Raw genomic sequence first — 6,715 nt, forward strand, 5'->3', positions numbered from 1 at the left:
GCCGCGCTGTAAACCTCAAAACGTCGACGCCATCCAAGCGCCGTCAACACGCTACTGCGGCCAAATCAGGCCCAGAAGCCTCAAAAATCGAGGTGCCCTTCAGCCAACGCCTCGCGAGTAGCCTGAGCGCCGCGCTCCAGCTCAGAATGCGGGACTTCGACAACGCTCTTGCCGTCATTTTTCAGTCGCTCCAGATGAGCCAGCTCATGCGCGTCGCCCTGCTTTTGGAGTAGCGCAGCATCCTCGCTGCTCTCCGCCGGCTTCGGCCCTTCGCCGCGCAGGTGCATGAGATCCAGCGTTGTCGCATGGGCGCAGCCCATGAATCGCGTCAGATCGCTTGCTGACAGCAGGAGTTTGCCGCCGAGGTTCCGCATGGACGTCTCCGATAATTGCTACGCGAACAACTGGTACATCATCTCTACCGTTAGACTATGACGGAGGTAAATGCACCTGCTTCGGCCACTTGTGGCGTGAAGACGTGGCAAACCGCATCAGGCAATGAGGGTGATGCGCGTTTTGCCGGCCTCGCGCGCAAGCCGGAGCCGATGACAGCTTTCATCGCCGCTCCTCAGCCTGAAGAAAATTGTCTGGATTGCGCAGGAATGCCTCTAGATCCAGTGGCGCGAAGAGCCCGTCTTTGACCTCTACACGGTCACGCTGTGCAGGGTTGAGCATTTTCAGCGGGAAGGCCACGCGCGGCGTATCCGTCAGATAAATGCGTGCAACCCAGCTTTGCCGCGCGAACCTTTGCCCAGCAAGGCGACCAAAGCCCAGAGTGGTGACGCCGTCACAGCCCTTGGGCTGATATCGATAGCCGCCACTGATCTTCAGAACGTGATCTGGCGCCAAGACGCGCGCCTCCAGAAATTCGAGCAGTCCCTTGAGCCGGAAGAGCTCGTCAGCACCGTACGACCCGACCTGCTGGAGCATGTCGTCTTCCGTTCCCTCGTCCTGCACAACAAGACGGCTGTTGATCAACTCGGGGATCCGTAACCGACCTGCATTCGCTCCTCGCGCTGGCGTGACATCCGAACGAGAGGACTGTTCCAAACCCGGAAGCGACCCCGCCTCCTCACTCTTCGCCGTTTCGACGTTGCCTGCCAGCTCGGGAAAAACCGCACGGTTCAACTTCGGGGCGAGCAATTCACAGAGTGCGTTTTCCTCGGCCGCATACATCGAGACTGTTTTGCTGAAGAGCGTGGCGCTCTCGGATACGCGCGCCATCACCGTGACCGAAAGATCCTGATCTCTGATGACTCTGCGGAGCGCCGCCGCGTTCTTGCGCCCCGTTCCTCTTTTGAACCCATTCTGGTGCTGGACCAGGCGACGCTTGACCCCCTTTCCGGCCTTGCCGACGTAAAGAACTTCCGCCGCTTCGTCCCCGGATTTATGCGCGACCCAGACATAGACGGCCGGTGACGCTGAACCTGAGCCCCCTTTCAGCGCGATAAAGCGCGGCACGTCGCCTGCGCCAAGCGTGATCTGGTGAGATGCGAAGAAGCCCAGCTGGTTCAGGTCGGTAAGCGAAACTGTCATGGCGATCCTTTATCGTGCGGCCTGCGGGCTTTATCCAACAACACTCGCATCCAGCCAAGGGTTGCATGGCTTTGTGGGTATGGATGCTCGCAGGCAAATTGAAGAAATGGTAATATATACACTTTAGCGCTCGCCGTCAACTATTCTCGCGATGAACCAATTTGCAAAGGACGCGCATATACCGTTGAGGGGCTCGACCCCGGCTTTGCGCGCCCGCGCGAGCCGGGGCATGTCCTCCGAGCCAACACAAAAGACGCTCTGGTGCGGCTTGCCGAACTCCAGACCTACCCCGCTCTGCTGCACCGCGTTCGGGATAACTCTCACGGAGCCTGTTTGATACGTGCGCAAGGATTGAGGCGCGCCTCGCTAGTCCGTAAGCGCGATCTGGGGCCCACCTTCTTCTGATCGAGGATTTCTGAGAATCCGTCCCTGTCTTGGAATAGGGAAGGAGTTTCTCCGTGGAGGATACGCTGGAGTTTTTCCGGTCGGGCGGAGCGGATAGCTCCGCTGCGGGTCGGCGGCGGTGGCCTGATGAGCTCAAGGGCCAAATTGTGGCGGAGACGCTTGAGCCTGGCGCAACGGTTCGCGGTGTTGCCGGCAGGTATGGGCTGCGCGCGAACCGGCTCTCGGAATGGCGGCGTCTTGCGAAGGACGGCAAGCTGGTTCTTCCGGCGGCGGAAGGGCCACCCGTGTTCGCGCCGCTGATGCTGTGCGATGATGGGCATCCCGACGCGCCGCCCGAGGCCACATCGACCGCGGGCGCGCCTTTGATTGAGATCGCGGTCGGCGAGGTATCGATCCGTCTGGACGCGGGCACTTCGGCGGCACGGATTGCCGAGATCGTGCGGGCGGTGGGATGACGGACATGATCATGCCGACGCACAGGGTGCGCATCCTGGTGGCGACGCAGCCGGTCGATTTCCGGAAAGGCCATGACGGATTGGCGGCGCTGGTTCAGTCTGTGCTTACGGAGGACCCGTTCACCGGTACGGTGTTCGTGTTCCGCGCGAAGCGGGCCGACCGGCTGAAGATCCTGTTCTGGGACGGGACCGGGCTCGTGATGGCCTACAAGCGTCTTGAGGAAACGACCTTCACCTGGCCCGCTATCCGAGACGGAGTGATGACCCTGAACCGGGCGCAGTTCGAGGCGCTCTTCGCCGGCCTGGACTGGCGCCGGGTGAAGGCGCTGGAAGCGCGCCGGCCGGCTGCGGCAGAGTGACTCGGGCGACAGAATAGCCGGGCATTGCCAGTCGGTTCGGGGTATATTCGGGGCATGTCGGCCCTGCCTGATATCGACCTGTCGGCCATCCCCGAGGGCCAGCGCGATGCTGTCGCGGCGTTGTTGCACGAGACGGTCAGCCTGAAAGAGGTCGTCAAGCGTCTCGAGCACCTGGTCGCCGAGCTGAACCATGTGGTGCATGGCAAAAAGTCCGAGAAGCTCGACGCGGACGACCGGCAGCTGGCCTTCGAGGACCTCAACATTGCCGTCTCCGAGGCCGAGGAGCAAAAGCAGGATCAAGCGCCCACCGATGACGCGCCGCGCCGCAAGTCCTCCTCGGCCAGGCGCAACCGCGGCAATCTTCCCGAGAGCCTGCCGCGGATCGAACAGGTCGTCGAGCCTGACAGCCTCGAATGCCCGTGCGGCTGCGGGCAGATGCACAGGATCGGGGAGGACCGCACCGAGCGGCTGGACATCGTGCCAGCGCAGCTGCGCGTGCTGGTCACGGTTCGCCCCAAGTATGCCTGCCGCGCCTGCACCGATGGCGTGACGCAGGCGCCGGCCCCCGCCGCCCTGATCGAGGGCGGTCTGCCGACCGAGGGCGCCATCGCCCACGTCCTGGTCAGCAAGTATGCCGACCACCTCCCGTTATACCGCCAGAGCCAGATGCTCGCCCGGTCGGGTGTCACCATAGACCGCGGAACCCTGGCCAACTGGGTGGGCGTTGCGGGGTTCCACCTGCGGCCCGTCGTCGATCGGCTGGCCGAGCATCTGAAGGCGTCCACCAAGCTGTTCATGGATGAGACGACCGCGCCGGTTCTTGATCCCGGGCGGGGCCGGACCAAGACCGGCTACCTCTGGGCTCTGGCGCGTGACGACCGCAGCTGGGGCGGCGCTGACCCGCCCGGCGTGGTGTTCTTTTACGCCCCTGGTCGGGGCGGGCAGAATGCCGAAACCTTCCTGACTGGCTTCGACGGGATCCTCCAGCTCGACGGCTATCCCGGCTACAACCGCCTGACACGCCCCTCCCGCAAGGGCGGCGACCCGATCCGCGTGGCCCATTGCTGGGCGCACGCCCGGCGCAAGCTGAAGGAAGTGTTCGACCGTGACGGGTCCGAGATCGCCGCCGAGGGGCTGCGCCGCATCGCCGAGTTCTACAAGGTCGAAGCTGACATCCACGGCGTCGAACCAGGTCAACGCCTCTCGGCCCGGCAGGCACGAACGGCCCCGCTGGTGGCGGCGTTCGGCGACTGGCTACAGGAACAGCGGCTTCGGGTCTCGGCCAAGTCCCGCCTCGGCGAGAAGCTGTCCTATATCCATCGCCACTGGGATGGCCTGCAGACCTTCCTCCATGACGGCCGCGTCGAGATCGACTCCAACAGCGTCGAAAATCTGATCCGTCCGATCGCTCTGAACAGGAAAAATGCGTTGTTCGCCGGTCACGACGAGGGCGGCAAAGCCTGGGGCCGCATCGCGTCGCTGATCGAAACTGCAAAGATCAACGGCGTCGAGCCCTTCGCCTATCTCAAGGCCACCCTCGAGGCCATCGCCGCCGGCCATCCGAAAAACCGGATCGACGAACTCCTCCCTTGGAACTTCCAGCCGGCAAGCTGAAAAGCCCGTGGGGCCCAGCTGGCGCTTACGCTAGTCCCACCCCCGTTCACGTCACAATGCCCCATCTTGACGCTATCGTATTTTTTGGTTTGTAAGACAACGTCACATCTCCCGCCCATACCAGCGAACGCGTCCCACAATGTTTACTTCCTCTGCGGTACATTCGTGGAGCTCTATAAATCCAAGTCGATGGAAATCGTCTTCCCAGCAACGTAAACGTCCAGATCACGCCCAAACCCAAATGCAAAATTGAATACCACCGACATTCCATCGAGTGGGTCAGCATCTGGGCTGCGTGTAAAATAGCCTGACACTGCGCGCTCAATTTCCGCATTCAGCTCAGCAAGCTTTTCCTCGGATATTTTAAAGTCGTCCTGCTTCAGGGCCATTTTTACTCCGTATCGTTTGTTTTGGGGATGAGTGCGAGCTGCCATTGATGTCTCTGTTAAGCCCTCACAAGCATGATCGCCTCCCTCGCAAAACCGAGCGGCGGGCAAGACCAAGGCAAGGTGAGAGGAAGAGCGCAGGTCATGGTGCGACCTGGGACTACCGGTAATGCAATCAGCCGTTCAATCATGTGCTTACCCTCCCAAACCAATCAAAAGCGCAAGAAACCCCAAGAAAACCAAAGCAAGAAACGCTGAAATGTTAAGAAACAGACGGCTTGTCAGAATGCGAACCAAAAGGACAAGAATCCCTATCACGACCATGCCGGCCACAATCAGAAAGAGCAGTCCTACGGCAGTGTCCAACACCAGACGTTCCCATCAATCTACCACTGGGTAATAAGGCGCCCCCCAGTCTTCATCAGGATTTGACAGCATCGTCTCGATGAATACTGGCAGCAGGCTCAACAATAACTCGGCCCCATCACGCACCTGCTTGCGGTTCACCTGACTGTTCCAGGTCGCGCCCCCATGGACAAGCTGGTTGCGTAGCACGTAAAGCCTGTCAAATACGATGCTCAAAAGCTTCGCTGTTTCCTGCTCCTCAATGGCGTATTGTGCTGCCTTCTTGGCATTTCCAAAGCGCAGTTCCCAGTTGTCATACTCGGCATCGCCATTGTGGAACTTCCAGAACGGACTGAAGATGTATTTGTTATCCAGAAGCTCGGCCACGACCCCTTCAAACTGATACCAGATCTCATGGGCGATCCGTCCCCTCGGATCACACCGCACCAATGCATCAAAAAAGTTTTGGAAATCAGCACGGGCAAACGACCCCGGGTCGTCAGCCATGTCCTTGGCATAGGCCGCATTGAACGCGATCCAGCTGAAAATGAATGCAGCATCTGGATCCTCTTCAATCAACGCGGCCGCCCGTGCTATCCAGCTGATGGACCTATGGGTACGCAGGTTCAGCTCAGAAGAATTATCCTCGCGATGCTGCCGATGTTTGTCCCGCAGATAATCAAATTCGTCTGATACTACCGCCATCGCCTTCAAGCTCCCAATCTCCGCGCAACCGCATCACCAAGCCGCGATGTGACAAGCCTCCAGACGGCACCGCCACCCGTATCCGCGCCACCGTCGCCCCAACGTTCACTGCGCATGACATAATGCAAAATCCTGCGCAGATCGCGCAGGCTGAGCTTTTCAACGCGACTGAGGTCAGCTTCGAGATTGTCCATAAACTCGGAAACCGGCGTTTGTGCCTGATCGCCCATGTGATCACCTCCATCGCTACAGACGAAGCCACAGGAATAGGCCGCGTCAATGAAGGCCGACCATTCAGGCCAGTCGATTGGCCGCACCCGCTCATCGCGCAGGGCGGCTTGGTAACGGACCAACAAGTCGCGCAGTCGTGCACCTACGAAGCGAACCTGCTGAACGGTTAGCTTTTCATCGAGACTGAATGCGTCCTGTCGGATATCTGGATCATTCTGTAGAGCTGACATTTTCAATCCTATCCTTGTTCGTCTGCGGCACAGCGAAAATCATCAATGAAATCCTCGATTTCCGTGAGCGTTTCTGGATCATACAGACCTGCCGATCTCATCTCGGAGACGGCTTGACGCGCTTTTACAAGGGTCATCCACTTAACCTTGTCCTCCCCCGTGGCATCCCAACGCCCGCGGCGCCAATCAGAGTATTGGCGTTGCCCCCGCTCTGACAAAAGCTTGGGCGCATAGAAGGCCAAGAGCCTTCGGCCGAGTTGGCGCAGGCGCGCATCTTGAAACTCCGCCACGATTTCTTGCCGCCGCCCCCAATCCGCCCCTTGAAACTCCTTAAGGCCCGCCTTGTCATTCCTGTACCGGGGCACGGTTCTGAGACAGCGCGTTGCGCTGGTTAGGCCGCCATTTTAACCTCCGTGACGGCTTCGGGTTCAAGGGCTTTTTGCTCGGCC

At 60.0% G+C, this 6,715-nt stretch carries 9 protein-coding genes; 3 read left to right on the plus strand and 6 right to left on the minus strand.

Translation table 11 applies throughout. The annotated features are described in order from the left end of the window. Window positions 1–80 precede the first annotated feature (80 nt). A complete protein-coding gene (locus ACH107_RS28750) occupies window positions 81–374 on the minus strand; it encodes a hypothetical protein (RefSeq protein WP_412509154.1) in 294 nt (97 codons plus the stop codon). Window positions 375–555: 181 nt separating this feature from the next. Continuing rightward, window positions 556–1,536, minus strand: a complete 981-nt coding sequence (locus ACH107_RS28755; protein WP_412509155.1) for a hypothetical protein — start codon at window positions 1,534–1,536, stop codon at window positions 556–558. 458 nt (window positions 1,537–1,994) lie between these two features. Between ACH107_RS28755 and tnpA the strand changes: the two genes are divergently transcribed. The 3 genes from tnpA to tnpC are packed head-to-tail and all read left to right on the plus strand — an operon-like array spanning window position 1,995 to window position 4,369. Beyond that, the gene (gene tnpA, locus ACH107_RS28760; protein WP_412509156.1) at window positions 1,995–2,396 is read left to right on the plus strand and encodes an IS66-like element accessory protein TnpA; all 402 of its coding nucleotides are present in this window, start codon (window positions 1,995–1,997) and stop codon (window positions 2,394–2,396) included. Between the two features lie 5 nt (window positions 2,397–2,401). Further along, window positions 2,402–2,755: an IS66 family insertion sequence element accessory protein TnpB gene (tnpB, locus tag ACH107_RS28765; protein WP_412509157.1), complete on the plus strand. Its 354-nt coding sequence runs from the start codon at window positions 2,402–2,404 to the stop codon at window positions 2,753–2,755. Between the two features lie 54 nt (window positions 2,756–2,809). After that, window positions 2,810–4,369: an IS66 family transposase gene (gene tnpC, locus ACH107_RS28770; protein WP_412509158.1), complete on the plus strand. Its 1,560-nt coding sequence runs from the start codon at window positions 2,810–2,812 to the stop codon at window positions 4,367–4,369. A 173-nt stretch (window positions 4,370–4,542) separates the two neighbouring features. On the opposite strand, the gene ACH107_RS28775 is transcribed toward tnpC, so the two are convergent. The 4 genes from ACH107_RS28775 to ACH107_RS28790 all read right to left on the minus strand — a co-directional run bounded on the left by ACH107_RS28775 (window position 4,543) and on the right by ACH107_RS28790 (window position 6,556). Beyond that, a complete protein-coding gene (locus tag ACH107_RS28775; RefSeq protein ID WP_412509159.1) occupies window positions 4,543–4,758 on the minus strand; it encodes a hypothetical protein in 216 nt (71 codons plus the stop codon). Window positions 4,759–5,136: 378 nt separating this feature from the next. Beyond that, window positions 5,137–5,805, minus strand: a complete 669-nt coding sequence (locus ACH107_RS28780) for a hypothetical protein (RefSeq protein ID WP_412509162.1) — start codon at window positions 5,803–5,805, stop codon at window positions 5,137–5,139. A 5-nt stretch (window positions 5,806–5,810) separates the two neighbouring features. After that, window positions 5,811–6,266, minus strand: coding sequence for a hypothetical protein (locus ACH107_RS28785; RefSeq protein ID WP_412509160.1), 456 nt, complete (start codon window positions 6,264–6,266; stop codon window positions 5,811–5,813). An 8-nt stretch (window positions 6,267–6,274) separates the two neighbouring features. Further along, the gene (locus ACH107_RS28790; RefSeq protein WP_412509161.1) at window positions 6,275–6,556 is read right to left on the minus strand and encodes a hypothetical protein; all 282 of its coding nucleotides are present in this window, start codon (window positions 6,554–6,556) and stop codon (window positions 6,275–6,277) included. Window positions 6,557–6,715: the final 159 nt, after the last annotated feature.

This window comes from Roseovarius halophilus (ex Wu et al. 2025), assembly GCF_047086965.1.

Bases quoted from the DNA above. Each gene is read 5' to 3' on its own strand.
- ACH107_RS28750 (WP_412509154.1), bottom strand. From the start codon at position 374: ATGCGGAACCTCGGCGGCAAACTCCTGCTGTCAGCAAGCGATCTGACG.
- ACH107_RS28775 (WP_412509159.1), bottom strand. From the start codon at position 4,758: ATGGCCCTGAAGCAGGACGACTTTAAAATATCCGAGGAAAAGCTTGCT.
- tnpC (WP_412509158.1), top strand. From the start codon at position 2,810: ATGTCGGCCCTGCCTGATATCGACCTGTCGGCCATCCCCGAGGGCCAG.
- ACH107_RS28755 (WP_412509155.1), bottom strand. From the start codon at position 1,536: ATGACAGTTTCGCTTACCGACCTGAACCAGCTGGGCTTCTTCGCATCT.
- tnpB (WP_412509157.1), top strand. From the start codon at position 2,402: ATGATCATGCCGACGCACAGGGTGCGCATCCTGGTGGCGACGCAGCCG.
- ACH107_RS28780 (WP_412509162.1), bottom strand. From the start codon at position 5,805: ATGGCGGTAGTATCAGACGAATTTGATTATCTGCGGGACAAACATCGG.
- ACH107_RS28785 (WP_412509160.1), bottom strand. From the start codon at position 6,266: ATGTCAGCTCTACAGAATGATCCAGATATCCGACAGGACGCATTCAGT.